Annotated in this window: 23 protein-coding genes; 15 read left to right on the top strand and 8 right to left on the bottom strand. The window is 42.7% G+C overall.

Translation table 11 applies throughout. The annotated features are described in order from the left end of the window. The first annotated feature begins 257 nt into the window (after nucleotides 1-257). The 10 genes from clpA to QL982_RS00215 all read left to right on the top strand — a co-directional run bounded on the left by clpA (nucleotide 258) and on the right by QL982_RS00215 (nucleotide 11,460). A complete protein-coding gene (gene clpA / locus QL982_RS00260; RefSeq protein ID WP_290162893.1) occupies nucleotides 258-2,798 on the top strand; it encodes an ATP-dependent Clp protease ATP-binding subunit ClpA in 2,541 nt (846 codons plus the stop codon). A 203-nt stretch (nucleotides 2,799-3,001) separates the two neighbouring features. Beyond that, nucleotides 3,002-3,739 carry a uracil-DNA glycosylase gene (locus QL982_RS00255; protein ID WP_290162891.1) on the top strand — a complete coding sequence of 246 codons (738 nt, stop codon included), beginning with the start codon at nucleotides 3,002-3,004 and terminating at the stop codon, nucleotides 3,737-3,739. A gap of 18 nt (nucleotides 3,740-3,757) precedes the next feature. Further along, a complete protein-coding gene (tadA, locus tag QL982_RS00250) occupies nucleotides 3,758-4,312 on the top strand; it encodes a tRNA adenosine(34) deaminase TadA (RefSeq protein WP_290162889.1) in 555 nt (184 codons plus the stop codon). A gap of 190 nt (nucleotides 4,313-4,502) precedes the next feature. Beyond that, complete coding sequence (gene cmk, locus QL982_RS00245; RefSeq protein WP_290162887.1) at nucleotides 4,503-5,270, top strand: (d)CMP kinase; 768 nt, start codon at nucleotides 4,503-4,505, stop codon at nucleotides 5,268-5,270. Nucleotides 5,271-5,562: 292 nt separating this feature from the next. Then, complete coding sequence (rpsA, locus tag QL982_RS00240; protein ID WP_290162885.1) at nucleotides 5,563-7,251, top strand: 30S ribosomal protein S1; 1,689 nt, start codon at nucleotides 5,563-5,565, stop codon at nucleotides 7,249-7,251. Nucleotides 7,252-7,750: 499 nt separating this feature from the next. Then, nucleotides 7,751-8,056: an integration host factor subunit beta gene (locus QL982_RS00235; RefSeq protein WP_290162883.1), complete on the top strand. Its 306-nt coding sequence runs from the start codon at nucleotides 7,751-7,753 to the stop codon at nucleotides 8,054-8,056. A 60-nt stretch (nucleotides 8,057-8,116) separates the two neighbouring features. Continuing rightward, a complete protein-coding gene (locus QL982_RS00230) occupies nucleotides 8,117-8,524 on the top strand; it encodes a lipopolysaccharide assembly protein LapA domain-containing protein (RefSeq protein ID WP_290162881.1) in 408 nt (135 codons plus the stop codon). A gap of 240 nt (nucleotides 8,525-8,764) precedes the next feature. Further along, a complete protein-coding gene (gene pyrF / locus QL982_RS00225) occupies nucleotides 8,765-9,463 on the top strand; it encodes an orotidine-5'-phosphate decarboxylase (protein WP_290162879.1) in 699 nt (232 codons plus the stop codon). Nucleotides 9,464-9,588: 125 nt separating this feature from the next. After that, the gene (locus QL982_RS00220) at nucleotides 9,589-10,386 is read left to right on the top strand and encodes a metallophosphoesterase (RefSeq protein ID WP_290162877.1); all 798 of its coding nucleotides are present in this window, start codon (nucleotides 9,589-9,591) and stop codon (nucleotides 10,384-10,386) included. Nucleotides 10,387-10,623: 237 nt separating this feature from the next. Next, nucleotides 10,624-11,460, top strand: a complete 837-nt coding sequence (locus tag QL982_RS00215) for a histidine phosphatase family protein (protein WP_290162875.1) — start codon at nucleotides 10,624-10,626, stop codon at nucleotides 11,458-11,460. Nucleotides 11,461-11,698: 238 nt separating this feature from the next. Here the strand turns inward: QL982_RS00215 and rpsT are convergent, their stop codons facing one another. Next, nucleotides 11,699-11,965, bottom strand: a complete 267-nt coding sequence (gene rpsT / locus QL982_RS00210; RefSeq protein ID WP_010200097.1) for a 30S ribosomal protein S20 — start codon at nucleotides 11,963-11,965, stop codon at nucleotides 11,699-11,701. A 465-nt stretch (nucleotides 11,966-12,430) separates the two neighbouring features. Here rpsT and QL982_RS00205 point away from each other — a divergent pair, with 465 nt between their 5' ends. The 5 genes from QL982_RS00205 to QL982_RS00185 all read left to right on the top strand — a co-directional run bounded on the left by QL982_RS00205 (nucleotide 12,431) and on the right by QL982_RS00185 (nucleotide 20,119). Next, a complete protein-coding gene (locus QL982_RS00205) occupies nucleotides 12,431-13,132 on the top strand; it encodes an NAD-dependent epimerase/dehydratase family protein (protein WP_290162870.1) in 702 nt (233 codons plus the stop codon). A 122-nt stretch (nucleotides 13,133-13,254) separates the two neighbouring features. Further along, complete coding sequence (rraA, locus tag QL982_RS00200) at nucleotides 13,255-13,788, top strand: ribonuclease E activity regulator RraA (protein WP_290162868.1); 534 nt, start codon at nucleotides 13,255-13,257, stop codon at nucleotides 13,786-13,788. A 232-nt stretch (nucleotides 13,789-14,020) separates the two neighbouring features. After that, the gene (gene mfd, locus QL982_RS00195) at nucleotides 14,021-17,731 is read left to right on the top strand and encodes a transcription-repair coupling factor (RefSeq protein WP_290162866.1); all 3,711 of its coding nucleotides are present in this window, start codon (nucleotides 14,021-14,023) and stop codon (nucleotides 17,729-17,731) included. A gap of 190 nt (nucleotides 17,732-17,921) precedes the next feature. Next, nucleotides 17,922-18,356 carry an HIT family protein gene (locus tag QL982_RS00190; protein WP_290162864.1) on the top strand — a complete coding sequence of 145 codons (435 nt, stop codon included), beginning with the start codon at nucleotides 17,922-17,924 and terminating at the stop codon, nucleotides 18,354-18,356. A gap of 341 nt (nucleotides 18,357-18,697) precedes the next feature. Continuing rightward, complete coding sequence (locus QL982_RS00185; protein ID WP_290162862.1) at nucleotides 18,698-20,119, top strand: adenylate/guanylate cyclase domain-containing protein; 1,422 nt, start codon at nucleotides 18,698-18,700, stop codon at nucleotides 20,117-20,119. Between the two features lie 253 nt (nucleotides 20,120-20,372). Here the strand turns inward: QL982_RS00185 and fdx are convergent, their stop codons facing one another. The 7 genes from fdx to QL982_RS00150 form a co-directional block, all read right to left on the bottom strand. Further along, the gene (gene fdx / locus QL982_RS00180; RefSeq protein ID WP_290162860.1) at nucleotides 20,373-20,711 is read right to left on the bottom strand and encodes an ISC system 2Fe-2S type ferredoxin; all 339 of its coding nucleotides are present in this window, start codon (nucleotides 20,709-20,711) and stop codon (nucleotides 20,373-20,375) included. Between the two features lie 85 nt (nucleotides 20,712-20,796). Continuing rightward, complete coding sequence (gene hscA, locus QL982_RS00175; protein ID WP_290162858.1) at nucleotides 20,797-22,677, bottom strand: Fe-S protein assembly chaperone HscA; 1,881 nt, start codon at nucleotides 22,675-22,677, stop codon at nucleotides 20,797-20,799. A gap of 209 nt (nucleotides 22,678-22,886) precedes the next feature. Continuing rightward, nucleotides 22,887-23,468 (bottom strand): Fe-S protein assembly co-chaperone HscB, encoded by a 582-nt coding sequence (hscB, locus tag QL982_RS00170; RefSeq protein ID WP_290162856.1) that lies wholly within the window; start codon nucleotides 23,466-23,468, stop codon nucleotides 22,887-22,889. Nucleotides 23,469-23,661: 193 nt separating this feature from the next. Continuing rightward, nucleotides 23,662-23,982: an iron-sulfur cluster assembly protein IscA gene (gene iscA, locus QL982_RS00165; protein ID WP_021814983.1), complete on the bottom strand. Its 321-nt coding sequence runs from the start codon at nucleotides 23,980-23,982 to the stop codon at nucleotides 23,662-23,664. A 222-nt stretch (nucleotides 23,983-24,204) separates the two neighbouring features. Then, nucleotides 24,205-24,615, bottom strand: coding sequence for a Fe-S cluster assembly scaffold IscU (gene iscU, locus QL982_RS00160; protein WP_110922415.1), 411 nt, complete (start codon nucleotides 24,613-24,615; stop codon nucleotides 24,205-24,207). A 152-nt stretch (nucleotides 24,616-24,767) separates the two neighbouring features. Further along, nucleotides 24,768-25,994 carry an IscS subfamily cysteine desulfurase gene (locus QL982_RS00155; RefSeq protein WP_290162852.1) on the bottom strand — a complete coding sequence of 409 codons (1,227 nt, stop codon included), beginning with the start codon at nucleotides 25,992-25,994 and terminating at the stop codon, nucleotides 24,768-24,770. Next, nucleotides 25,991-26,500, bottom strand: coding sequence for an Rrf2 family transcriptional regulator (locus QL982_RS00150; RefSeq protein ID WP_057759222.1), 510 nt, complete (start codon nucleotides 26,498-26,500; stop codon nucleotides 25,991-25,993). The genes QL982_RS00155 and QL982_RS00150 overlap by 4 nt, the downstream gene beginning before the upstream one ends. Nucleotides 26,501-26,922: the final 422 nt, after the last annotated feature.

The raw sequence follows: 26,922 nt of genomic DNA, 5'->3' as shown, positions 1-26,922 counted from the left end.
TAGTCTGCGTTAATAGATTGACTCCGTCCAAGTATCGTGTTGATATAAAGAAAAGCGGCCATGAATTATTATAATCACTGTTGGCTGATAGGTAGATTGTAGTGTTTGTCAAACAGTCTACGGCTCATCTCATTTATCCATGACTTCTAATAATGCGAATACAGCCCTTGAACAATCCATCTATCGCCCTGATTTACTTACTAACTCATTCATAAAACTATCAATTATAAAGATAGATATAACCGTAGGAAGTTGTTATGTTAAGTCGTCATCTTGAAGTTTCTCTGCGTTTAGCAATGACGCTTGCGCGCCAAAAGTCGCATGAGTATCTCACTGTTGAACACCTGCTTTTGGCCTTATTAGAAAACACTCATGCTGCCAATACGTTGACCGCTTGTAATGCTAATGTCTCGGCGCTGCGTACTGAGCTTGAGGTTTATATCAATAAACACACGCCCACCATCGACGCTGATACAGAACAGTCACCACAGCCAACGCAGAGCTTTGATCGTATTTTGCAACGTGCTATTTTTCACGTGCAGTCTATCGGTGGTGGTCGTTTGGTCGAAGGCTCCGATATTTTAGTGTCTATGTTTTCAGAGCATGATACTTATGCAGTGTATCTGCTCAAAAAACAAGGCATCAGTCGCCTTGAGCTAACCCAGTACTTATCACACGGTCAAGATAAAGAAGAGCCGTCTGAGTCGCGTGCTTCTACAAGCGGTGAGCGTCGTAGTGCCTCTGAAAAGACCAGCAAAGACCCATTGGTTGAGTTTGCGACCAACCTAAATCAGCGAGCCGCTGAAGGTAAAACAGACCCTTTGATTGGTCGTGCGTCTGAGATTGAGCGTGCCGCCCAAGTATTGTGTCGTCGCCGTAAAAATAATCCATTGTTGGTGGGGGAGCCTGGTGTCGGTAAAACCTCTATCGCTGAAGGCTTGGCATGGTTAATCATTAACGATAAAGCACCAAAGCCACTTAACGGTTGCGTGATTTATAGCCTTGATATTGGTTCGCTTATCGCTGGAACTAAGTACCGTGGTGACTTTGAAAAACGTATGAAGTCACTGCTTGATGCGCTGAAAAACAAGCCCAATGCAATTTTATTTATCGATGAGATTCATATGATTATTGGTGCGGGTTCATCGATGAGCAGCAATATGGATGTATCAAACCTCATCAAGCCTGCCCTTGCCAATGGTGAGCTACGCTGTATAGGTTCTACGACCTTTACCGAATATCGTCAGGTATTCGAAAAAGACCATGCGTTGTCGCGTCGTTTCCAAAAAATCGATGTTAAAGAACCCAGCGTAGATGACACTATCGATATCTTACGTGGCCTCAAACCTCGTTATGAAGAGTTTCATAATGTTGAGTATACGGATGAAGCACTGGTCACCGCCGTACAATTATCAGCCAAGCATATTCATGAGCGTTTCTTGCCTGACAAAGCCATTGACGTGATTGACGAAGCAGGTGCCTATAAGCGCTTGGGCGTGGTTGCTGATGTCGATGATATCGAAGCTGAAGAAAGTTTTATTGCTGATTTAGAGCAAGATTTTGATGCACAGATTGATGCGGATGTCGAAGGTATCGATAGTGATGCAGACAATGAAATGCAAGATGAAGCCGCGACTGCGAAGGCAAGCGACAGTGCCAACTCAGATGCTGGTGAAACCGTATCGAAAAAACAAAAACCACCGATGAAAATTGATGTCGCTGATATCGAAGCCATCGTTGCTAAATTGGCGCGAATTCCACCAAAATCTGTATCAAGTGATGATAAGAGTATTCTTCAGCACTTAGATCGTGATCTTAAACATTTAGTGTTTGGTCAAGATGAGGCGATTGCCACGCTTGCTGATGCGATCAAGCTGTCTCGTGCAGGATTAAAAGCGCCAGACAAGCCAATTGGTTCGTTTATGTTTGCAGGCCCAACTGGTGTGGGTAAAACTGAGGTATCGCGTCAGCTAGCCAACTTATTAGGCGTAGAGTTAGTACGCTTTGATATGTCAGAGTACATGGAAGCGCATACTGCATCACGCCTCATCGGTGCGCCTCCAGGTTATGTCGGTTATGATCAAGGTGGTTTGCTCACCGAAAAAATCAATCAGCATCCGCATTGTGTCTTGTTGCTTGATGAGATCGAAAAAGCGCATCCTGATGTGTTCAACTTGTTATTACAAGTAATGGATCATGGTACGTTGACTGATAATAATGGCCGCGTTGCTATCTTCAAGCAGGTTATTGTCATTATGACGACCAACGTTGGTGCGGACAGTATCAGTCGCTCGTCGATGGGCTTCACTCAGCAAGACCATAGCCGCGATAATACAGAGGCTCTTAAACGCGTCTTTACGCCAGAGTTCCGCAATCGCTTAGATGCCATCATTCAGTTCAATCCACTAGATACGTCAGTCGTCGTATCGGTCGTTGATAAGTTCTTGGTTGAATTACAAGTACAGCTTGATGACAAGCAAGTGACGTTAGAAATTGACGATGATGTGCGTGATTATCTGGCTGACAAAGGCTATGACCGTCTGATGGGTGCGCGTCCGATGCAGCGCCTGATTCAGGATGAAATCAAAAAGCCATTGGCAAGTATGATTTTATTCGGTGATTTGGTGAATGGCGGGGTAGTGCATCTGACCTTGGAGCCTCAGGCAGACGACGAGCAAGAGAATGATACGATGAAGCTGGATAAAGCCTCGGACAAAGGGTCAGCTGACAGTCGCATTATCCTGACAGTCGTTGAAACTCATGAGCCACATCCAGACTCTGAGTCATTAGCCAGCTAAATGGTTACATGTTGATATGATCGAAACGGTTATCGTGTTGTCACGGTAGCCGTTTTTTTATGGCTATAATTTATCAACAAAGCGCCTCTCATTTTTTGTTACTATAAGCTAAACTAACTTATTTATTGTTTAAATTGAAGACACAGCATAAGCTAGCTATAAAGCATTTATCCAGCTTATAACAAATATAAAAAGGAAGCACTATGGCACTGTTTGACGAACAGCCAACCAAAACCGAAGAGCAAAAACAAGCGATTTTAGACAATGTCCGTTTGCCAGAAGATTGGAAAACGGTGCTAGCAGATGAATTAACGTCTGAAAATATGGATAATTTGCGCGCGTTTTTAAAAGAAGCCTATCAATCAGATGAAAGTATTTATCCACCCGCACCGCTGATGTTTAATGCGTTGAATCTAACACCTTTATCAAAGGTCAAAGTCGTGATACTAGGTCAAGACCCTTATCATCGCCCAGGACAGGCCATGGGATTGTCATTTTCTGTTCCCAAAGCTATTCCCAAGCCCCCATCATTGAATAACTTGCTGAAAGAGATGGCGAGTGATATTGGTATTGCGCCGTCAGCACATGGCGATCTGACTTACTGGGCACAGCAAGGGGTTTTATTGCTTAATAGCTCGTTGACCGTACGAGAAGGTGAGCCGAACAGTCATCAAAATAAAGGGTGGGAGCAGTTTACCGACGCCGTGATTGATGCAGTCAATGAACAGACAGAGCATACCGTGTTTATTTTATGGGGCAGTAAAGCCCAGAAAAAAGGCAAGTATATCGATACAGATAAGCATCTGATTTTGACCGCCGTGCATCCTTCACCACTTGCCGCAAACCGTGGTGGGTTTTTTGGTTCCAAACCCTTTTCTAAAACAAATGACTATTTGGTGCAGTACGGCCAAACCCCGATTGATTGGCAGTTACCACAATAAATGCAAAATAGACAGCATATGAGCTTGAAACCGTATCCATCCTTGAATAATCAGCCAATTATCGAAGGTATTCAAGCCAGCACATTTTGGTCAGTTGTAGATGTTCAATGGATGCAAGAAGCACTCAGGCTTGCCAAGCGCGGTGCTGAGTGTGGAGAGGTGCCAGTAGGGGCTGTATTGGTTCATAATCAGCAAGTTATCGGCCAAGGGTTTAATCAACCAATTAGTAGCCATGATGCTACCGCTCATGCTGAGATAGTGGCATTGAGAGATGCCTGTACACGTTTGGGAAATTATCGTTTACCGCTACAGACCACTTTATATGTAACTTTAGAGCCGTGTACGATGTGTATTGGGGCATTGATTCATGCACGCGTAGATAAGCTGGTATACGCGGCAAGTGAACCTCGGGCAGGTATGGTTGGCAGTCAGATGGACTTGTCAATGCAGCCTTTTTATAATCACAGTATTCAAGTAAACAGAGGTCTTTGTAGCGAGCACAGTAGTCAAACGTTAAAGACGTTTTTTCGTGAGCGTAGGCGAGCGGCAAAAAAGAATAAAGCCAATATGTAAACTAAAAAATACTAATAAACAAGATATCAGTCTTGGCGCTAGTGGTCACGATGATTTTTTGCTATAATATTGCCCTATTTGATAGCGAACGCTTTGATATGCTATCAAGAATTTGATAGAGAAGTAAGTATTGCTTTATGGCTATCATATAATAAGGCATATAAGTAGCATCCACTATTGAGTGAGTATTATGACCGTTTCTACAACTGATAACACCGCACTTCATGATGATAATAGTCAAACGCAACCATTGCGTTATCCTGTTATTTGTATTGATGGGCCGAGCGGTGCAGGCAAAGGCACGGTTACATGGCGCTTAGCTCAAGCATTGGACTATCAGTTGCTTGATTCGGGTGCTCTATATCGTATTGTAGGACTTAAAGCTTTCGAAGCTGGTTTGGTTACCGCAGATACCAGTCAAGCCATTGATGAGATGGCGGTATTAAAGTTGACACAAAGCTTAGATATTGCGTTTGTGCCTAATAATGCGTCAGGACGTGTCGATATTTTGGTGAATGATGAGGCAGTCGGTGAGCAGGTACGTAACGAAACAGTTGGAGGCTATGCCTCACAGATAGCTGTTTTTCCAAAAGTTCGTGAGGCGTTGTTAAAGTTACAACAGGACATGGCCACTCGTTCAGGTTTGGTTGCGGATGGCCGTGACATGGGAACGGTAGTATTCCCAAATGCTGATGTTAAGGTGTTTTTGACAGCCAGTGCTGAAGCGCGTGCTGAGCGCCGTGTAGCACAGTTATCGAATGCTGGGCAAACAGCAGACTTTGACGCAATCTTAACAACGATTAAAGCGCGTGACGATCGAGATGAAAACCGTAGTACAGCGCCATCAAAGCCTGCAACAGATGCTTTATTGCTCGATAGCTCAATGTTTGATGCTGATGAAGTCTATGAACAAGTAAAAAAACACTGCCAAAGTCAGGGTATTATTTTTAATAGCTAGTAAAAACAATCTATTAAGTATTAAAAAGTTTCCTATTAGTCGGTGTTTTAGTATAAAATAATACGGTTAAGTTCAATATTTATCAGGAAAATGAATAGATTGTATTTATTCAATGAAAGATATTTAAGATAAGACAGTTGTTGTTAGTAATCTTTATGCGGGTGAGCTCGCTAACAACAATCGTTTTTTTTATATGATTGTATAGGATATAAAACCAGTATTGCGTTCTATACAATCATAAATTTGATCCGTACTGTGCTGGACAGGATACGGCTATACAAAGGTAGACATAATGGAATCATTTGCTGAACTATTTGAAGCGAGCATTGAAGAGCAGGGTCTGGATATCGAGCGTGGCTCGGTAATTACAGGTGCTGTTGTGGCCATCGATAGTGATTGGATCACAGTAGATACTGGTCTTAAATCTGAAGGTATCGTCGCTCGTGAAGAGTTTTTAAGCGAAGAAGGCGAACTTGAAGTTGAAGTTGGCGATAGCGTTGATGTCGTAGTGGAAGCAGTTGACAACGGTATGGGTCAAACCCTACTGTCACGCGAAAAAGCCAAACGCGTTGAAACTTGGAATATCCTTGAAAAAATCTCTGACAATGATGAGATCGTAAAAGGTATTATCTCAAGCAAAGTTAAAGGCGGTTTCACTGTAGATATCGGTTCAGTACGCGCGTTCTTACCAGGTTCATTGGTAGATGTACGTCCTATCCGTGATACGACGCATCTTGAAGGCAAAGAGCTAGAATTCAAAGTCATCAAACTTGATCAAAAACGCAACAACGTTGTTGTTAGCCGTCGTGCAGTTATGGAAGCTGAAAACTCAGCTGAGCGCGAAGAGCTATTGAACAAACTTGAAGAAGGCATCGAGATCGAAGGTATCGTTAAGAACCTTACTGATTACGGCGCATTCGTTGATCTAGGTGGTATTGATGGTCTATTGCACATCACTGACATGGCATGGCGCCGTATCAAGCATCCATCTGAAGTTGTTGAAGTTGGTCAAGACCTAAAAGTTAAAGTATTGAAGTTTGACCGTGAGCGCAATCGCGTAAGCCTAGGTCTAAAACAACTTGGTACTGATCCTTGGGACAATGTTGGCGGTACTTATCCAGTAGGTAGTGTTGTTAAAGCACGTGTTACCAACTTGACGGATTATGGTTGTTTTGCTGAGATTTCTGAAGGTATTGAAGGTCTAGTACACGTATCAGAAATGGATCATACCAACAAAAACATCCACCCATCAAAAGTAGTTCAAGTGGGCGATGAAGTTGAAGTAATGATTCTTGATATCGACGAAGAGCGTCGCCGTATCAGCCTAGGTATCAAACAGACTCTAGCCAATCCATGGGATGAGTTTGATAAGAAACATGAGCGCGGTGATAAAATCACTGGTACGATCAAATCAATCACTGACTTCGGTATCTTTATCGGTCTAGACGGTGGTATTGATGGTCTAGTTCATCTATCTGATATCTCTTGGAACGAAACTGGCGAAGACGCTATCCGTAACTACAATAAAGGCGACACCGTTGAAGCAATGGTATTGTCAGTAGATGCTGAAGCTAACCGTATCAGCTTAGGCGTGAAGCAGTTAAGCTCTGACCCATTCAACGAATACCTAGTCAACAATGACCGTGGTGCTATCGTTAATGGTAAAGTGAAAGAAGTAGATGCTAAAGGCGCTACTATCGAACTTGCTGACGAAGTTGAAGCGTATCTACGTGCCTCTGAGATCCAACGTGACCGCGTTGAAGATGCAACTAAGCATCTGACTGTTGGTGATGACGTTGAAGCGAAAATCATCAGTGTTGATCGTAAAACACGCAACATCAACTTGTCTATCAAAGCGAAAGACGAAGCTGAAGAGCGTCAAGCGATTAAAGAACTAAGCAGCACAAGTACTACTGCCGCTGCCGGTTCTGAAGCTCAACCAAAAACGATTGGTGACTTGATCAAAGAACAAATGCAGTAAGCTGCTAAGTTATTGATATAAAAGTAATGTAAAAAAAGCGACTCCGGTCGCTTTTTTTTATGAATAAATTTTGATATTGCTATTAGGGCGTGTCCTCATTTTAAAAATGGTGGTAAAAATGAGATAAATTGCCGTCAAACGAGGAAAATAGTGCAGATAATATCGAGATATTGACCAACTATTTGACGATGTTTGGCAAAATTTAGCTATTTTTAGCCCATTTAGAGAACACTCGTTTGAACTGAGGACACGCCCTAATGAATGATGTTTTTGTTCAAATGGGAAAACTCTTATTTTCATTTACGGTAATATCCGCTATCATTTGCAACATTGAGTAACAAGATGTGAATCATCGCTTATTTAAGACAATGGTGTTACTTTCATCGATGGATTTTCATCCTTATGATTTTAAAACAAATACTGTCTTAAACATAACAATTGAGCATGATAGTCTGATTCACAGTCATCTTATCCATTAATCAACAAGGCAAGCGTAATAATGCAGCAAGCGATTAACAAGTCCGAATTTATTAGTAATTTGAGTGCGAACTGTGACAATATGACTGATACAGTCGTCGATGATGCAGTGCGTGAAATATTAAATTTAATGACCCATACTTTAGCCAATGATGGGCGTGTAGAAGTTCGTGGGTTTGGCAGCTTTTGTCTGCACCATCGCCGTGCTCGTATGGGTCGAAACCCTAAAACGGGTGAAAGTGTGCCTGTACCTGCTAAAGCCATTCCACATTTTAAACCAGGCAAAGCCCTGCGCGAAGCGGTCAATGAAACGGTAGCAAATAGCTAATTATTGTCATATATCACTGATCCAATGAAACTTATCATTCTAAACTGAGGTAACTGTCTCATGCGCTTTTTACTATTCGTATTGCTGTTTTTGAGCTTTGCCTATGCGCTTGGTTTGGTGTTGGCAAATAATACCGAAGTTGGGGTAAATTTACTGTTTTCGCAAGCACCCACGATGAATCTGGGCTTGCTGCTGATACTATGTTTGATGTTGGGTATTGTGATTGGTATTTTACTAGCGCTGCTTATATTCCGTGTATTGCAAAATAAATGGGAAATTTCACGTTTGCAAAAGGCAAAAACCAACCTACAAGAGCAACTGACACAAGCCAATACCGTCATTGATCGCCAAGCACATTCGTCAATGGTAGAAGAAATAGATTATGGCTCTACGGCAACCAACATGCAAGATGGCATGGACAGTGATTTAGGTGAAGGTGCTACGCTTACTAAGCATAAGCGAGACTGAAGCCACGAACAATAAAATTGCGATGATAGTTAGTCCTATATAAATCAGATACGGTGTCAGGCTCGCTCAGTCTACTGTTTGTAGTACTTTTACTTTACTGCCTTGTATCCCAATTATATTGAACCGACTCTCAGTTAGGGCGGATCCTCAATGCAATCGATAGTCCTCTAAATGGACTAAAAATGAAGACATACCCTAGATATACTTTTTTAATAATTCTGATATCAAGATGGCAAACTCATGAATAATATAATGAAATCTCCAGTCGTCGTCGCTCTAGATAATATGACTTTAGATGCTTCCTTAGCGCTAGCTGACCAACTAGATCCCTCTCTATGTCGATTAAAAGTGGGCAAAGAGCTGTTTACACGCTGTGGCCCTGATATCGTTAAAGCGCTACATCAGCGTGATTTTGAGGTATTTCTAGACTTAAAATTTCATGATATTCCCAATACTACTGCACAGGCAGTATTGGCAGCGGCTGAGCTTGGTGTATGGATGGTCAATGTCCATGCCAGTGCAGGGCTAGAAGCCATGTCATTGGCAAAACAGCGTTTGTTAGATAGAGATCTTGATACATTGCTAATTGCAGTAACGGTATTGACCTCTATGGACAGTGAGGCCTTGATGCAAACAGGCATTACTGACAGCTTAGATGCACAAGTAAGCCGATTGGCGCAATTGACCAAGCAAGCTGGCCTTGATGGGGTGGTATGCTCAGCGCAAGAAGCCAAGACACTTAAGGCGCTATGTGGTCAGGATTTTAAGCTGGTGACCCCTGGTATTCGTCTAGCAGAAGACAATGCTGATGATCAAAAACGCATTTGTACGCCGGCTCAGGCACTCAGTGATGGCTCTGATTATTTGGTGATAGGTCGTTCGATTACGCAGGCCGCCGATCCTGCAGCGAAATTGCAGATGATACTACAAAGTATTTAGTCCACGCCTTAATAATTTGTAATGCCTGAACGATAAAAAGACAGCCTAACTTGCTGCCTTTTTTGCTTTTTGCGAGTAGATAAAAGGTGCTAAACTATTTACGTTTATTTAATGATAGTGAACTTATGAAATTACAAATATTAAGTGACTTACATATTGATAGCTATGCTCGTCAGTCACATCCGATAGGGCATATCCCTAAAACAGATGCAGACGTGGTGTTAGTAGCAGGAGATACCGCAAATAGTGATAAAGGTATGCCATGGCTACAAGACCAAGCCGCGCGTCTACAAGTACCTCTGATTACCATTGCAGGAAATCATGAATACTTTAATGAAGATGTGCGGCATTTTGACCACAAGCTAGCGACTTGGGATAATTATAATGTAGCGTCGAATCAAGGCGTTCGTGTCTTGCAATGCCAGCATATTGATATTGGTGATATTCGCATTTTAGGCTGTACGTTATGGACAGATTATCAGTATCAAGCCACTGAAGACACCATGGAAACCGCTATGCGCTTTATGCGAGACTATAAGCAAATCTATGCAGGCAGCGAGTTGTTTTCACCCGAGATATCCATGCAAATTCATGCTGAACATCGCCAGTGGCTACAAAAAGCATTGATGATTGCCAAAGAGCTGGGTAAAAAAACCGTGGTAATGAGCCATCATAGTGTCAGCTCGCTATCTGTGTCTGAAAAATATGCCGATCTGCCGAGTAATGCCGCTTTCGTTAGTGACTTTTCAGGTTGGATGCATGAAGATTGGGCACCGATGCTATGGGTGCATGGACATACCCATGAAGCATTTGATTACCGACTCGGTAACACGCGAGTGATTGTAAATCCACGAGCTTATCCGAATGAGGTGAGTAGTACTGCATTGGAATTTGCATGGGACAAAGTCATTGATATTGGTTAGGATGGTGTTGACTAAGGCGTGTCTTCAATTCAATCGCTACCCATCTAAATGGGCCAAAAATGGCTAGATTTTGCCTAAAAACGTCAAGTAGCTTGATATTATCTGTATATTTTTATCGTTTGATAGCACCTTATCTCATTTTTATCATCATTTTGAAATGAGGGCACTGCCTAGATATATTGCAACTAGATTTGTCTATTGTTCATTCTTGATCAGAAATCTGCTAGGCTTGCTGTTATGAGTAAATACCTTAATAATACCCTGTCAAAAATATCTGCTGATAAGCTTGCGAGTCACACCCCAAGTGCGCCTGCACCCTCGCATTTGCCAGACAGTATGATTCCCTCCGTCAGTTTATTGCCAGAAAATAAGCGGCTGATTTTATTTACTAGGCACTCTTTGCGTGAGCGTTCTGATGGTAATGGTTTTGCCAGCTATCAGTTACCGCTCACCCCAAAAGGTCGCGTGTTGGCAAAGTCTTGGGGTCGTTGGTTGGCAGGTCATCTGCCATATTCGCTCGATGTCGATAGTATCTCGAGTCCGATTGGCCGCTGCATAGATACCGCCCAGCTTATGCAAGAAGGCGCTGGTCTAAAACGTGATATTGCCCACCAGTCACTGTTGGTTGAGCCTGGTAGCTTGGTTACTGAGCCTGAGATAGCCAATCCTGTGTTTAAAGAAATTGGCGTACTGAATTTTATCAATCGCTTTTTGCAAGGCAATCTCGAAGGCACCAAAAATACCTATCAAGGGGGGTTGGATATCCTGTCGCTTTTTTACCAGAATCAGCCGCAACATGGCCACCTAATGCTTGCCGTGAGTCACGATACACTGTTATCTGCATTTTTAGCCGTCATGTTTGATGTGGTTGAGATTGATTGGAATGATTGGCCAAAGATGATGGAGGGCGTGTTTTTGTGGTTTGATGACAAGCCTTTTGATCAAGCGAACGCCCATTTTATCTGGCGCGGTAATGTCTATACTCGTCCGATTAGCTCATTATTAGATGGTTATCGTGCGGCAGGCTTTCATCCAAGCAAGTTATTATTGCCCCCAGAAGTGCAGTGGACATAATGTCTTATTTAAAGATGTGATGAGTTGCGCCAAATCCGCTATTTATTTTTAGCGTTGAATTTTTAATTAAGTCGTTTTGTTGTGTCATTTTTGAAGATGGTGTAGAGGTAGGTAGCGTCATTGCTCAACACTCATATTTTGAATAGACATAAAAAAACCTTGCCACTGTATTAGAAACAGCGACAAGGTTTTAGTCATGACGCTATAAAAGCGAAATGCGGTCTAGACAATACAAATCTTAAGCTTGTAGGCCTTTGATTGTTTTGTTTAGGCGGCTCTTACGACGAGCAGCTTTATTCTTATGAATAATACCTTTGTCAGCCATACGATCAAGAACTGGTACCGCTTTTTTGTAAGCTTCGGTAGCCGCGTCATAATCTTTAGCTGCGATAGCCGCATCAACACGTTTTAGGTAAGTACGAACCATAGAGCGTTGTGACGCAGAGTTCTGACGACGTTTGGTGTTTTGACGGGCGCGTTTACGAGCTTGTGCAGTATTAGCCACGCGTATCTCCTTGATAAAGATAGATAAAAATATGAATGTTGATTGCAATAATGGGTTTAACAATCATCGGTGACGAGCAGCCGTCTCGCCAAATATGATGTCGATGTCTGATATTAAAGCATCTAATATGAATAGATCATCGCAAGCACCAAAACTGTTTGGAATAATTAAACAGCGTTGGCGTGTAAAGCCGATTATCTTAGCAAATTATTGAACTAAGGACAATATATTTGATGATTAATGCTCAAAGAAGTTACGTAATAACAAGGAATTCAGGCTCATTGGGCTATCTAAGCCACTAGCGGACGCTAAGAGAGGCAGATGGCTGATAAAATCTCTTACAATAAATTCCACATAATAGCGTCAGTTATTCGCAAATTTAGGTATGATATCCTAACGATAGACCTTGATATAGGTATTTTTTCATCAATATAGATCATCTAACGTTATATAAGTGGATAGGGTATGCAGCGAAAAGCAATTGTGATTGGCGCGACAGGATTGGTAGGGCAGCACTTGGTCAAGCAGTTGAGCGAGCTTTATGACACATTGATTGTGATCGCTCGACGCCCGCCACGTTATATTAATGTCAGCATGCGTTTTTATCAGGTGAATGATTTTGATAATCTCTCTGAAGTGTTTGCAAGTGTTGGTGCAGATCGGACGACAGATGCCTTTAGTTGTCTGGGTACGACAAAAAAGCAGGCAGGTAGTGACGAGGCTTTTCGCAAAGTAGATCGTGATTACAACGTAAATTTTGCCAAGCTATGCCGTGATAAAGGCGTGGAAAACTTATTTTTGCTCTCTTCAATGAATGCGGATATTGACAGTCGCTTTTTATACAATCGTGTCAAAGCTGAAACGGAACAGTCAATTATGGCACTAGGCTTTGGGCAATTGATTATTTTTAGGCCTTCATTATTATTGGGTAAGCATAAAGGTCGTCCACTTGAGAGCATCGGCCAAAAAGCATTTAAGCTTATTTCGCCTTTGGTATCAGAATCATTCTCATTGCATCCTATTTCTGCTAAGCGCGTTGCTATTGCTATGGCGATGAGCGCACATAGTATCTATGAGCGTAGTAAATACTGTACTGACCCACAGATTGAACATACCGATATTATTGAAAACAAACAGATGCTGGCGATGACCCGAGTTAAGCATTGAGTGATAAAGGCGATGTGATTTTATAAAAAGTTTCACAGTAAATAGCCTAAGTGAAATGATGAGGAGCGGGTTAAATAGACCGCTTAATCAAAAAATTAATCATTGAGAGCAAGGAGCTGATCATGCCAGAATCGATACAAATGGATAGAGAGAATTTTGTGACTTGTGATCTGTTGGATGCCAATCCTGAGTCACAAGTATGTCTACCAAATATTGAAGGTAAGTCATTCCGTCATTTTGGCGCAAAAGACAGATTCTGCGGTGAAATCGTGACGGTTAAGTGCTTTGAAGACAATAGCCGTGTCAAATCATTGCTGAATAGCGATGGCAAAGATAAAGACGGCCATGGCAAAGTGTTGGTTGTGGATGGTGGCGGCTCTATGCGCTGTGCATTGCTGGGTGATATGATTGCACAATCGGCTATTGATAATGGCTGGGCTGGAGTCGTTATATATGGTTGTGTCCGTGATGTCGATGACATCGCCAAGATGGATATTGGGGTGATGGCACTTGGTTGTATTCCGCGTAAGTCGAATCGCCGTGATGAAGGTCAAACCGATATCGACATCAGCTTTGGTGATTTAACATTGAACTCGGGTATGTTTGTCTATGCAGACAATAATGGCATTATCGCTAGTGCTACACCGCTAATCTAACAATAATTGAATGAATGCGAATCAAAAACCTCAGTTGATACGTTGAGGTTTTTTGTTGCAGGGCCATTGTCATCGATTTTGTCACAGCCTGAATCCTCGTTTTTGAAGTAATTACACCTCAATCAGTAATAAATAAACTTTTAAGTGACAAACCGTTACGGCATAAGTTTTGGTAATTGCCTAAATATTCGTATAATAGCTTTCTGACTCCTTAACTTTGATCCTATTCTTTATGCCTATCACTGCTTTGACTGACGCGTTTGACCCTATTAACCAGCAGTTGTTCCCTATCCAAAATGCCGAGCGGCGTTGGCTAGCGCCTGTCCATGGTGCGGTCAGCAGTTTGTGGCTGGCAAGCTTGGTGCAAACGCCTATGTGGAATGTTGCCGAGCGATTAAAGGTCGTGGTGGCACGTGACCAAAACCAACTCAATCAAATAGAGACCGAGCTGGCGTTTTGCGGAGTCGATGCTTATGTGTTCCCTGACTGGGAAACATTGACTTATGATGAGCTGTCTCCGCATCAAGACATCGTTAGTGAGCGCATCAACCTGCTGACGGATATGCCAAGATCAGGTGTGCTGCTTATCTCCGTACAGGCGCTGATGCATCGCGTTGCACCGCCAAGTTGGCTGATTGGTCAGCATTTTGATTTGAGTGTCGGTGATCAGTTTGATATCAATACGCAACGTGGGCTGTTGGCAAAGGCAGGCTACCGCGCTGTTGAAAATGTCTTTGAACCAGGTGAGTTTGCAGTGCGTGGCAGTATTATTGATATTTTTGCCATGGGTCAGCCTTTTCCGCTGCGTTTAGACTTGTTCGATGATGAAATCGAAACGATTCGCTTTTTTCATCCTCAAACCCAGCGCACATTGACCGCTGATGATCTCAAAGCGATGTTAACGGGCAACGATACCAGCATGGCAAAAGAGTCGCTGTCGTTACTGCATAAGATGCCAGATATCTCAAAGCCTATTCAGCAATTTCAAATACTGCCAGCAAAAGAGTTTCCACTTGATGAAGGGCGTGAGACGTTTCGCACGAACTTTGCTGCGATGTTCCCTAATACCAGTAGTCGCAAGTCTGAGCTACATAAAGACGTGATGGCAGGGATTGCTAGTAGCGGATTAGAGTATTATCAGCCGCTATTTTTTGACTTAAAAGACTGGGAAGCAGAGAGTAGCTTATTCTCCTATTTACCAAGTGATGCATTGTTTATCACCGATGAATTAATCAACGAAAAACAAGCCGATTATTGGTCACAAATCCAGCGCCGCTACGAAGAGCGTCGACATGATGTTGACAAGCCTATTGTAGAGCCTGCATTGCTGTATCTATTATCCAATGCACTTAATGAGCAGCTAAACCAGTATCCACGAGTGATATTAAGTGCTCGTGATGAACTGGCTACGATGAATGATGTGTCAGCGTTGGAAGATACAGACGCATCACAGATACCATTGCCATTGAGTGTCACTAAACAACAAGGACTGGTGACACTAAGTGCTCAAGAGCCGCCACAACTGGCAGTCAATCACCAAAAGTCTGAACCATTAATTGAACTGCTCGACTTCTTAAGTGTGCAAACAGAAACAGCAACACCTGTATTAATCGTTGCAGAGACCGCAGGCCGTCGCGAGGTTCTCATTGAACTGTTTAAGGGAAAGATTGATATCAAAGCGTATGATAGCTTTGAAGCCTTTCTAGCCGCAGATAAAACCAATGCTATTAATAACAGTCATTTGCCGCATGTTGGTTTGACTGTCGCACCACTCGAACGTGGTGTCTATGTGCCTGAGCGCTTGGTGTTGATTAGTGAGACGCAGCTGTTTGGTCGTCAAGTTTTACAGACGCGCCGTCGTCGTCAAAGCGGTGTATCAGAAGAATTCTTGGTCAAGAGCGTCACTGAGATAACAGACGGAAGCCCAGTGGTTCACATCGAGCACGGTATTGGTCGTTATAATGGTTTGATTACCTTAGATGTGGGCGATGGTGAGCAAGAGTTTATTCATTTAAAGTATTCTGATGATGCCAGCATCTATGTACCAGTCGCCAATCTGCAAATGATTAGTCGTTATAGTGGCGGTGATCCAGCCTTGGCACCGCTACACAAGATTGGTAGTGGGAAGTGGGATAGAGCCAAGCAAAAGGCGCTAGAACAAATTCATGACGTCGCTGCAGAGTTGCTGAATATGCAAGCCAGACGTGAGGCCAAAGTTGGCATTCATTTTAAAATAGATCCTTCGCAATATGAGCTATTTGCCAGTCAGTTTGCTTTTGAAGAGACGCCTGATCAAGCCAATGCCATTCATGCAGTGATGGAGGACATGAGACAAAATCAGCCAATGGATCGTCTGATTTGCGGTGATGTTGGTTTTGGTAAAACAGAAGTCGCGATGCGCGCGGCCTTTATTGCCGTCAGTGCTGGATATCAGGTTGCCGTACTAGTGCCTACCACGTTGCTCGCTGGTCAGCATGAAGACAACTTCCGCGACCGTTTTGCCGATTGGCCAGTTCGTATTGAGAGCCTGTCACGCTTTGGCGGAAAAAAACACCAAGAAATGGTATTGGCTGATTTGGCTGCTGGTAAAGTAGATATCGTCATTGGCACTCATAAACTGCTACAACCTGATGTAAAGTTTTCGAATCTCGGGCTAATGATTGTTGATGAAGAGCATCGCTTTGGAGTGCGTCATAAGGAGCGTATCAAGGCGATTCAGACAGATGTAGATAGTATATCTATGACCGCGACCCCTATCCCTAGAACGCTTAATATGGCGCTCTCAGGCATGCGTGATATGTCGATTATCGCCACACCGCCTGCCCGTCGCCTTGCCATCAAGACCTTTGTGATGCAAAAAACAGAAGCCTTGATGAAAGAAGCTATATTGCGTGAGCTTTTGCGTGGTGGTCAAGTATACCTACTGCATAATGATGTTGCGAGTATTGAGCGCATGGCAGAGACCATTCGCGACCTTGTACCAGAAGCGCGAGTAGGGGTTGCTCATGGACAAATGCAAGAGCGTCAGCTTGAGCAGATCATGCAGCAGTTTTATCACAAAAAATTCAACGTGTTGATTTGTTCCACCATTATCGAGACGGGTATTGATGTACCGAATGCCAATACGATCATCATTGAGCGTGCGGATAAGTTTGGTCTTGCGCAATTGCATCAGCTGCGAGGCCGAGTAGGACGCAGTCACCACCAAGCGTATTGTTACTTACTAGTGCCTTCTCTTAAAGGTCTTAAAGGGGATGCCAAGCGCCGTTTGCATGCGATTGAGCGTGCCAATACTTTAGGTGCAGGCTTTATGCTGGCAAGTGAGGATTTAGAGATTCGCGGCGCAGGGGAGATATTGGGTAAGCAGCAGAGTGGCAATATGCAGGCGATTGGTTTTAGCTTGTACATGGATATGCTTGAGCGGGCGACTAAAGCCATTAAAGCGGGCAAGGAGCCTGATTTAAATACACCATTGTCGTTGACCAGTGAAATCAATCTACACAGCTCTGCCCTTATTCCAGAGGAATATCTACACGACGTGCATCAGCGCTTATTGTTTTACAAACGTATTAGTAATACTGATGATAAAGAGGCATTGACCGATATTCGCACGGAAATGATAGATCGCTTTGGTGCACTGCCAGATCAAACCAAGCAGCTATTCGCCATTCATGGATTACGTTTACAAGCAGAGCCACTGAAGATCAACAAAATCGATGCCAATAGTAGTAGTATGACGCTGGAGTTTGCGCCAGATACTCCAGTCGATGCGTTGGCCATTATCAAATTGATTCAATCGAATGGGCAGCATTATCGTATGAATGGTGCGTCTGGTATTCGTTATCAGAATGCCGATAAACTGGCAACGTCGCAGCAACGAGTGACGGTCATACAAGAGCTTTTGCGCTACTTTAGCGAGCATATGGTGACAGAGTCTCCTTAGGCCAGTCAGATATAAAGTAGCTGCTGAGTCAGCGAATTCAGTGGAATAAAAGAACTGACTAAGCTGAGCAGTAACATCAAAGCAATAAATCATGGTGCTATTTTATCGACCAGATAACTGATAAAATAGCCAAACTGTATTTTTAACTTACTGTATTTTATTTGCATTAAACAACAAGAGAACCGTCATTATGTTCCAACTTCATCATAAACTTGCTGCTGATAGTTTTTTAGTGGGGGATTTTCCATTATCCACTTGTCGTTTAATCAATGACTGCCAGTTTCCTTGGCTGATATTAGTGCCACGCGTATCGGGTATTAAAGAGCTGTATGAGCTGTCTGAAGCAGACCAAACACAGTTTTTACGAGAGTCTAGCTGGTTGTCGAGTCAGCTAGCCAAAACCTTTCAAGCTGATAAAATGAATGTGGCAGCCCTTGGTAATCAAGTACCACAGCTTCACTTTCATCATATTGTCCGCTATCAGAATGATATGCAATGGCCCAATCCAGTATGGGGGGTTCCTGCGATACCTTATACCAAGGAAGTATTGGCGCAAATGCAGCAAACATTGATGATGGCGCTACGTGGTCATCACCAAATGCCATTTGATTGGCAAATGCAATAAGCTTTTGACTTTATCTGATGACACACCCTAGATAATAGTTTACCTAAATGGTAGTAGATTGAACATCAGTCTTATATGAAAGAGAAGCCAGATACCCAGCCGTATCTGGCTTCTTTTTTTTATAGTAGCGCCAGCTATCGTCTTAAGTGAGTCAATAAACTAGACAAAAGGTCGCTTTTGCAGCACCAGTGACCTGTGCATTACCTTATTCCAAAAGTATAATATATTATCAGACATGTTTTACGACAAATTGAGATAAGGGCAAATAAGGCGCATTCATATGTGCTAGTGTGAACGACTTTGTCCTTCAGATAGTTCTCCTTATTTAGGTGAAATTCCATATGCCCTTTTCAGAGACATTACAGCCAAGGTCGCCGTTAAAGGGCAGTGGATCCTGCCGTTTTGATTATCCAGAAGTTTTCGTTCTGATCCTTACCGTCATACTCCTCGCTTTATATTTTGATTTTAGCCCAAATTCAATGGCACTGCTTGTCATTGTTTGCCTGCCCAGCTTAATGATTTTGATTTATAACTATCGTCGTCAAACCAGTTTTTGGACGTCTAATATTGTCATCATTTTATTATCTGCGGTCATTGGATCGATACAGTTTTGTACGGTAATTTCGCTTAGCTTAGCCGCGCTTATAGGGCTAAGAGTTATTATTAGTAGCTCTGAAAATCACTTAAAACTGCTTTCTGTTTCAGTCATAACGGGTATTGTTTTTTATTATGTTAGCGTTACTTTGAGTAGTACTGAGATAGACTGCCATAACAGTTGGTTGCCTCCTACGATACTACTAGCCAGTATGACTGTTATCTTATGTCAGTTTCGACGCGTATACCAAGAATATATGGGTTATAAGGTGTCCGCACATAAGATTGGTGGGCGACTTAATACAATGGTGTCCGTTATTAATAAGTTGACACGATTTATACCACCCCAAATTTGGGAGCCTATCGTAAAATCGGATAGCCCAGTCACTGTCTCTAACAAACGTGCCAAGCTGACAATTATGTTTTCAGATATTGTGGGCTTTACAGAGTTGTCAGATAGTTTGAGTTCTGACAATTTAGCGGACATTTTGAATACTTATATGAATTGCATGACATCGATTGCTGACAAGCATGGTGCCGTTCTTGATAAGTTCATTGGCGATGGCATGGTATGCTTCTTTGGTGAGCCTGATAGTCGTGGCTCGCGTCAAGACGCGTTAAATTGTGTGGCGATGGCCATAGATATGCGCCGAGAAATGCGAACTTTACGGCAGAAATGGCGGCTGATGGGGTTTGAGGGCTTATACATACGTATTGGCATCACAACTGGCTACTGCCATGTTGGTAATTTTGGTAGTAATAATCGACTTAGCTATACAATGATTGGTAAAGAGGCCAATCTAGCCTCTAGGCTTGAGTCCCGCGCCGATAAGGATCAGATACTGGTTAGCGAAAGTACTTATGATTATATCTGCCATAATTATGAGTGCCAGTACGTTAATGCATTTCAATTAAAGGGCTTTGATGAAAAGGTCAATGCATGGCAAGTGTTTGATCCCAATGCCAACAAAGGCCACTTGTCTAAATGGGTTGACCACACGTTGCCTGGTTTTAATCTACATTTGAATTTTAGAGATATGAAAGACAATGATTATCAAGATATTAGAGCTCGCTTAAATTTTGCGCTTGAACGTATCGAGCAAGAGGAAGAAAAAATGGTGAAGAGTATCACTGCAGAAAAAGCACGTCAGAATATTACTCACAAATAAGCGTTTTATATGCAAGCGTTGTAAAATGGACATCGTAAAATGCCACACATAAAAAGGCCAGCTATCATCATAATAGCTGGCCTTTTTGGTAGTAACGTAGAGATTACGATAGTGGGTTCATTTTACAACCAATGCAGTGCAACTGGAATGAATCTCTTCTAGCTTCTGTGATGGCAGAAAGCAAGGAACATTTATATCAGTCACACATGACTATGAACGTATCGACTCTATATTGAACTGACAGTCTGAGTGCTTAATGATTTTCTTTTGCGTGATTGAGTGTATATTTAGGAACCTCAATGGTTAAATCTTCATCATCCAACATAACCTGACAAGACAAACGTGAGTCAGGCTCTAGTCCCCAAGCACGATCAAGTAAATCCGCTTCGATATCATCCATCTCATCTAAACTATTAAAGCCTTTACGCACAACAACATGACAGGTGGTACAGGCTTTTGACATCTCACATGCGTGCTCGATTTTGATGCCTTTCTCTAATAGTGCTTTGCATAAGTTTTCGCCAGCTTGTAGCTCAACTTCTGCGCCTTCAGGGCAAATTTCGTGGTGGGGTAATATGGTAATTTTTGGCATAAATTATCTGTCCGATGCTAATCAATTTAAAAAATATGAGAAGTTAGCTTAATATGTCAACTAAGCTATTATGTCGATGTATCTGTTACCAGTCTTTGGCACTAGTACCAGCCATACTGGTCTTGACGCTTTGATTCATAATACGAGCAGCAAAGGCATCGCTATGTGGTTTAAGCTGTGCCTGTTGAGCTTCAATAAGCGCTAAATCGTCAGTACCAAGAGCAGTACGCAGCGTTTGTATATGCGCCGCTAATGATTGTTGTTCTTCAGCAGAGAGTAATACGGCAAACTCGTTAAGGGCAGATTCTAAGGCAAGGATTTCACGTTCAGCTTCTACCTTGGTCTCGATTAAAGAACGTGCATTTTTATCTTCTTCTGCATGCTTGAATCCTGCAATAAGCAACTGTTCTTTTTGCTCATCTGATAGGCCATAAGAAGGCACAATCTCAATCTTACTTTCTGTTTTGGTCGTGGTTTCTTGCGCACTGACAGTCAGCTGACCATTGGCATCAATACTAAATGTCACCTCGATACGAGCAAAGCCAGCCTTCATTGATGGGATACCATATAGCTCAAAGCGTCCCAGTGAACGGCAATTGTCTACGGTTTCGCGTTCACCTTGCACCACATGAATCACCATACCTGTTTGACCGTCTTGATACGTTGTGAATACTTGGCGTTTTTTGACAGGGATAGGGGTATTGCGCGGTATGAGCACTTCGACTAGGCCACCCATGGTCTCAAGACCAAGTGATAGCGGCGTCACATCTAGTAATAATAAGTTATTGTCACTATCACCGTTGACCAATTGATGGGCAGTTTGTGCGGCACCTAAAGCAACGACTTCGTCTGGATTCAGGCGGCAAAGTGGTTGCTTGGCAAAGAATTCAGTCACAACTTGTTGTATGGTAGGCATTCGCGTCGAGCCACCAACTAGGATAACTTCGTCTAACGCTGCGGTAGACAGTTTGGCATCACGCAATACTTGCTCACACACGCTGAGCGTGCGACGGCTAACAGGTTCTGTGATAGCTAGTAAGTCTGCACGGCTCAGCACACCTTGATAAGACTGTTCATTGACAGTGACACTGATATCCACTTGCTCAGCATCAGTCAATGCTTGTTTATACGCTTTGGCTTGTTGCGCGAGTATTGATTTGTCATGACGGCTTACGTCTTTTGGATCGATATTTAACTGCTTAATCATCCAATTGGTGATAAGGCGATCAATATCATCCCCACCTAATGCGCTATTACCACCCGTTGCCAATACTTCAAAGACACCATCAGTCAGCTTTAAGATAGAGACGTCAAAAGTACCACCGCCCAAATCATAGATTAGATAATAGCTTTCTTTTTTATTGTCTTCTAATGACTGGTCAAGACCATAAGCGACCGCCGCCGCTGTTGGTTCATTTAGCAAACGCAGTACCTTGATACCAGCTGCTTGAGCGGCATCCTTGGTCGCTTGACGCTGCGCCTCATCAAAGTAAGCAGGTACAGTAATGACTGCGCCCTCGATACTGTCTGTAGGCAATGCAGTCGCTGCACGTTGCTCAAGCGCGGCTAATATACGCGCTGACACCTCAACAGGAGATACTTCACCCTGAGCGGTGACAAAAGCTGGCATGTCATCTGCGCTGCCGCTTAACTCATACGGGTGAGAGAATTTGATATCAGCTTGGCTACGACCCATAAAGCGCTTAGCCGAGACGATCGTATTTTTTGGATCATCCGCTAAATGTGCGAGAGCATCACAGCCGACCAATGGATTGCCAGTAGCTGGATAATAGACGACAGACGGTAATAACGTATCTGACGCGGTGCCTGCCTCTAAGACTTGTGCTTTACCTGAACGTACCACAGCGACCAGTGAGCGTGTGGTACCAAGATCGATGCCCAAGCCAAATTTATGTTGGTGAGGTTGGGCGCTTTGATTGGGTTCAGCAATTTGCATTAAAGACATAAGGATAACTCAGAGATAAAATGAATAAGTGAAATGGAGCAAATATAGCACATGCAATATGAGCATTTACCGTCTGTAATCTCACTCCAAAGATAATAGATTTTGGCTGTCTAGCGTGCTTTAATTCAGAGATTATACGGTATAGTTGGTACTATTTTAACCAAATATTCAGAATTTGGTTTTTGAGTAAAATACAAAACCATAGGCATTTAGACGTATAGGTCATCGTCATCTGAATGCGCCGCAGCTGCAACGTCATCAAGACCAGTCGTGACATCTGCATTTAACTTGACCAAAAACTTCAATTTTTGTGTCGCATCAATCGCCGTTTGCCAATCTTGGCTGTCATAAGCATGGCTAAAGCGCTCAGATTGTTTTGCGAGACGCTCTGTGATTTGAGGATGTAACTGCTGCAAGGCTGGAAGATCTTTGCCTTCAATAGCGTCATCCAAATCCATTCGCATTTCCATCGCATCTTCTAAGAAGTCTAAGTCTGCAATTGAATGCTCTATATTTTGTGCTTGGTCTGCCATATCTAGCATATAACCGGCACGACTATCAGGTGCGCTCAGTGTTTGATACGCCTGATTGATAAGCGCTGAGGTTTGCTCAGACTGTCGTTGCGCTTGAGCCATGTCTGTCTGGTTCTTGACAACATTGTCAGGATGATAACGTTTTTGTAGCAGACGCAGATATTGATCGAGACTATTTTGGTTGACTTCAAATTTTACAGGTTGCTCAAATAGGGCAAAGAAGTTATCAAACTGAGTTTCTGAAATGATGTCTGTCATAATCTTATGCCTTGCTTTTTTATTTGTTTTTTAAAGTCTTTGTCTGGTTAAGCACGTCTTAATAGAGTGGTTTTTAACGAAGCTTGTCACGCTGTTTGTGGCTCTGGCAAAGGTTTTGCACTGTTCGTATGAAAATCTATGTGTGCAAGAATTTGTTTGCGTAAGAGTCTATCAAACGTCAGCCATGGAACGATTAAACTGTGAAAGATTCGCCGCAACCACATTCACCTTTCTGGTTAGGATTGGTGAATTTAAAGCCTTCGTTGAGGCCTTCTTTTTCGTAATCCATTAATAAGCCATCTAAATATACGAGGCTTTTAGGATCAATAAAGATGCTAACGCCACGGCTTTCATAACGAGTGTCATTCTCGTCAGGGGTATCTACAAACTCTAAAACATAAGCCAAGCCCGAGCAACCGGCCGTACGGATACCCACTCGAATGCCTTCACCTTTACCGCGATTGTCCAAAAAATCTCGAACATGCTGAGCGGCGCGTTCTGTCATTTCAATCATGCCAACTCCCATTGACTATTAATAATCATAAATATCAATAAAAAAATCTGTATGAACTGGCAACCAAAATCACACGTTTGCCAAAACAATAACACTAGAAAACAAAAGGTGACAATTACATAAGCGTCATTGTCACCTCTTTAGCGTCAGTAGCTATTTACGTGTTGCTACTATAGCGCTGCTAATACCATGCAGCACATAGGCTAGTAGGTTTGTTTAGCCTTAGATAACAGCTTCTTCAGTTGCTGCTGCTACGCCATGCTTACCTTTATAGTCGCTAATAGCGGCTTTAATGGCGTCTTCTGCAAGGACAGAGCAATGCACTTTTACTGGTGGTAATGCCAATTCTTCAGCAATGTGACTGTTCTTGATTTCGCCAGCTTGGTCTAGGCTTTTGCCTTTTAGCCACTCAGTAACGAGTGAGCTTGAAGCAATAGCTGAACCGCAACCATAAGTCTTAAAACGTGCATCTTCGATAATACCATTGTCATCGACTTGGATTTGTAGACGCATCACATCGCCACATGCTGGGGCACCGACCATGCCAGTACCAACATTTTTGGCATTTTTATCAAGATTGCCAACGTTGCGTGGGTTTTCGTAATGATCAATAACTTGGTCACTATAGGCCATGGGGTTTTCTCCTAGTTAGATGATGAGTAGTCGTTTATTAACTTTGAATGTCTAACTACTCATCGATAATTGGGGTCAAACGCTTATCTTAATTGTCTGATCAATCGTTTAATAAATATATTTGAGGATTGTGCCGTTATTGACGCTTGATTTTAGTGCTCAGCCCACTCGACTGAGTTTAAATCAACGCCTTCTTGGTACATATCCCAAAGTGGTGATAGGGCACGTAATTTGTCAACGGCTTCATGCATTTGCTTGATAACGGTATCGATATCTTCTTCAGTCGTATAACGACCAAAGCTAAAGCGAATAGAGCTATGTGCCAATTCATCTGGACGACCAATAGCACGTAGTACGTATGATGGCTCAAGCGTCGCTGATGTACAGGCTGAACCTGATGAGACAGCCAAGTCTTTAAGTGACATCATGAGTGATTCACCTTCAACGAAGTTAAAGCTGATGTTCACAATATTAGGAACGCTATGCTCTAAATCACCGTTTAAGTAAATTTCTTCGATATCTTGTAGACCGTCCCACAGCTTTTGACGTAGTTTGGCTGCATGGGCATTGTCTTCTTTATAGCTGTCATTGGCTAAGGCAAATGCAGCACCAAGGCCAACGATTTGATGCGTTGGTAATGTACCTGAACGCATACCACGCTCATGACCACCGCCATGTTGCTCTGCTTTCAAGCGGATACGTGGCTTACGGCGGACAAACAATGCGCCAATACCTTTAGGGCCATATGCTTTGTGACCTGAGAAACTCATCAAATCGATTTTCATGGCTTCAAGGTCAATCAATACTTTACCAACAGACTGTGCGCCATCAACATGGAATACCACACCCGCTTCACGAGTGATTTCACCAATAGCAGTTACGTCTGTAATCGTGCCAAGCTCATTGTTCACCATCATCAGTGATACTAAAATCGTATCTTCACGTAGCGCATCTTTCACTTGTTCTGGCAAGATAAGACCAGTGCTTGGCTGTGGCTCAAGATAAGTGATTTCAAAACCTTCTTGCTCAAGCTCACGGCAGGTATCTAATACCGCTTTGTGTTCAATTTTACTGGTGATAATGTGTTTACCACGAGACTGATAAAAATGCGCAGCACCTTTAATGGCTAAGTTATCAGACTCAGTCGCACCAGAAGTAAAGACGATTTCGCGTGGATCAGCGTTAATGACTTCAGCCACTTGACCACGAGCAGTTTCTACTGCTTCTTCTGCTTGCCAGCCATAACCGTGTGAGCGCGAGGCTGGATTACCAAAGATGCCATCTACAGTCAGATACTCGCTCATTTTAGCGGCTACTGATTTGGCAACTGGGGTAGTGGCGGCATAATCTAAGTATATAAGGTTATTATGTTGGCTCATGCTGGGTTTGCCTCGCTGTTCGATAGGGTAATAGTATTGATGTCTTTTATGGAAATATCTTTTGTAGAAGTGTGCTGGCGTTCTGAGACGGACTGCACATTTTCCATATCTAATAATTGCGCTAATGTTATATTTTTCAAGTACTGTTCGATATGATTTGACAGTGCACACCACAGATCGTGGGTTAGGCACATTGTACCACCTTGACAGTCACCGCGTCCTTCACATTGCATCGCGTTCACTGATTCATCAACCGCAGATATGATGCTCATTACATCTATCTCATTCAGTGGCTTAGCGAGATGGTAACCACCTGCGGCACCGCGAATACTGGTAACAAGACCACGTTTTCGAAGTTTGGAAAACAACTGTTCAAGGTATGAGATTGAGATAGACTGCCGCTTGGCGATATCGGATAACGATACAGCACTGTCTTGTTGGCTGGTCTGCAATGCCAAATCTAATAATGCGGTAACAGCGTATCTGCCCCGAGTAGTCAAACGCATGTGTTATCTCCAAACTTGATGTCATTTATGTTTAACAACGATCCCAACCAAAGGTATTGATAAGCACTCATAAAATAAAAAGCGACTAAAAATACACCAGCTAAGTTTTGTTTTATCGTTATTGAACAACAGATGATTAACCCGATGTGTGCAACGATTAAGGTAATTATACTTAATCCCGAGTAATTTAGTCAAGATTAAAGTGTGGTTCAATGGTTAATCAAGCTTATTGCTATAATTGATAAAAACAATGATGTTGATAAGAGGGATATGAGTGAGGTTCGAATGGCCTATTTTACGTAATTAATGACACGCCTTAGAGGCTTAGGTTTTAGTGATAGCTATATTCGATAGATGAAAAAATAAGCGTTCAATATCTGTAAAAGACATTGAACGCTTATTTATGATAGATAGTATAGATA

This window comes from Psychrobacter sp. 5A.1 (assembly GCF_030407455.1).
GTDB lineage: Bacteria > Pseudomonadota > Gammaproteobacteria > Pseudomonadales > Moraxellaceae > Psychrobacter.
Note: the sequence above shows the minus strand (reverse complement) of the source record. Positions and strands in the feature narration are given on the sequence as shown.

Excerpts from the sequence above, each read along its gene's own strand:
- clpA (WP_290162893.1), top strand. The coding sequence starts at position 258 with ATGTTAAGTCGTCATCTTGAAGTTTCTCTGCGTTTAGCAATGACGCTT.
- QL982_RS00255 (WP_290162891.1), top strand. The coding sequence starts at position 3,002 with ATGGCACTGTTTGACGAACAGCCAACCAAAACCGAAGAGCAAAAACAA.
- tadA (WP_290162889.1), top strand. The coding sequence starts at position 3,758 with ATGAGCTTGAAACCGTATCCATCCTTGAATAATCAGCCAATTATCGAA.
- cmk (WP_290162887.1), top strand. The coding sequence starts at position 4,503 with ATGACCGTTTCTACAACTGATAACACCGCACTTCATGATGATAATAGT.
- rpsA (WP_290162885.1), top strand. The coding sequence starts at position 5,563 with ATGGAATCATTTGCTGAACTATTTGAAGCGAGCATTGAAGAGCAGGGT.
- QL982_RS00235 (WP_290162883.1), top strand. The coding sequence starts at position 7,751 with ATGCAGCAAGCGATTAACAAGTCCGAATTTATTAGTAATTTGAGTGCG.
- QL982_RS00230 (WP_290162881.1), top strand. The coding sequence starts at position 8,117 with ATGCGCTTTTTACTATTCGTATTGCTGTTTTTGAGCTTTGCCTATGCG.
- pyrF (WP_290162879.1), top strand. The coding sequence starts at position 8,765 with ATGAATAATATAATGAAATCTCCAGTCGTCGTCGCTCTAGATAATATG.
- QL982_RS00220 (WP_290162877.1), top strand. The coding sequence starts at position 9,589 with ATGAAATTACAAATATTAAGTGACTTACATATTGATAGCTATGCTCGT.
- QL982_RS00215 (WP_290162875.1), top strand. The coding sequence starts at position 10,624 with ATGAGTAAATACCTTAATAATACCCTGTCAAAAATATCTGCTGATAAG.
- QL982_RS00205 (WP_290162870.1), top strand. The coding sequence starts at position 12,431 with ATGCAGCGAAAAGCAATTGTGATTGGCGCGACAGGATTGGTAGGGCAG.
- rraA (WP_290162868.1), top strand. The coding sequence starts at position 13,255 with ATGCCAGAATCGATACAAATGGATAGAGAGAATTTTGTGACTTGTGAT.
- mfd (WP_290162866.1), top strand. The coding sequence starts at position 14,021 with ATGCCTATCACTGCTTTGACTGACGCGTTTGACCCTATTAACCAGCAG.
- QL982_RS00190 (WP_290162864.1), top strand. The coding sequence starts at position 17,922 with ATGTTCCAACTTCATCATAAACTTGCTGCTGATAGTTTTTTAGTGGGG.
- QL982_RS00185 (WP_290162862.1), top strand. The coding sequence starts at position 18,698 with ATGCCCTTTTCAGAGACATTACAGCCAAGGTCGCCGTTAAAGGGCAGT.
- fdx (WP_290162860.1), bottom strand. The coding sequence starts at position 20,711 with ATGCCAAAAATTACCATATTACCCCACCACGAAATTTGCCCTGAAGGC.
- hscA (WP_290162858.1), bottom strand. The coding sequence starts at position 22,677 with ATGTCTTTAATGCAAATTGCTGAACCCAATCAAAGCGCCCAACCTCAC.
- hscB (WP_290162856.1), bottom strand. The coding sequence starts at position 23,468 with ATGACAGACATCATTTCAGAAACTCAGTTTGATAACTTCTTTGCCCTA.
- iscA (WP_021814983.1), bottom strand. The coding sequence starts at position 23,982 with ATGATTGAAATGACAGAACGCGCCGCTCAGCATGTTCGAGATTTTTTG.
- iscU (WP_110922415.1), bottom strand. The coding sequence starts at position 24,615 with ATGGCCTATAGTGACCAAGTTATTGATCATTACGAAAACCCACGCAAC.
- QL982_RS00155 (WP_290162852.1), bottom strand. The coding sequence starts at position 25,994 with ATGAGCCAACATAATAACCTTATATACTTAGATTATGCCGCCACTACC.
- QL982_RS00150 (WP_057759222.1), bottom strand. The coding sequence starts at position 26,500 with ATGCGTTTGACTACTCGGGGCAGATACGCTGTTACCGCATTATTAGAT.